This is a genomic window from Moraxella sp. (genome assembly GCF_024227015.1).
GTDB lineage: Bacteria > Pseudomonadota > Gammaproteobacteria > Pseudomonadales > Moraxellaceae > Moraxella.
Window position 1 is genome coordinate 1 of record NZ_JAAELD010000325.1, and the last position, 852, is coordinate 852.

Annotated in this window: 1 pseudogene; it reads left to right on the forward strand. The window is 47.5% G+C overall.

Going from position 1 to position 852, the window contains the following annotated elements:
* Positions 1 to 35: 35 nt before the first annotated feature.
* Positions 36 to 852: pseudogene (locus GY683_RS07375) on the forward strand (hypothetical protein); the annotation flags it as partial.

Below are 852 nucleotides of genomic sequence, written 5' to 3' on the forward strand. Positions count from 1 at the left end.
CCATTGACGTTCAGACATAGAACGAAGACAAGCTGATGCGCCTGTACCAACTGCGCAATTATCAATCCATAGCAGGCAACCACCACGACAACATCGATCAATCCTTAATAAAAATAGAAAATCTATGGCAGAATAATCTACAGCCACGCCTGCTGGCAGAGGATAATGTCGGCTTTTATGAATCGTCGTTGGCTTATCTGACCGAAGTCAACAACTTCGTATTAGACATTCAAAAACGCAGCGAAGTGCGCAGCCAGCAGCAACAATACTTGCATATCGGCACGCTGCTGCTGATTTTGACCGCGATGCTCATCGGCATGCACGAGCTAAATAAAAACGCCCTAATCCCCCTAAAACGACTCACCGAGACCACCAACTCCTACAAGCAAGGTAGTCTAAATCTCGCCAGCAGCAATGTATCAGTCAAAGGCTACCAAGAGATTAATCAGCTCTCCAATGCGATGAGCGCTATGCTTGGCACCATCAACGCACATCAAAGCCAATTAAAAAGCGAGGTTCGTCGCACCACCGCGCATCTTACGCAAGCAAACCAAGCAATCTATGCGCTGTACAACTTCGCTCAAAAAATCGTCGCAGGCAATTTATCCAGCCTACAGCTCCAATCTCTGGTTAAGGAGTTCTCCGCCCTACTTCCCAATAGCGAGATGTCGTTGTGCCTGCACGAAGAAGACAATCAAAACAACATCATCCTATCGCTGTCAGATAAGGAGATTCCTGAATTTTGTACGCCTGAGGATTGTGATGAATGCCAATTAAAAGCGCACAGCAACACACGCATCATCTCCATCGAAGCATCGGGCAGACGCTGGGGCGAGCTGCTCGTCAATAACG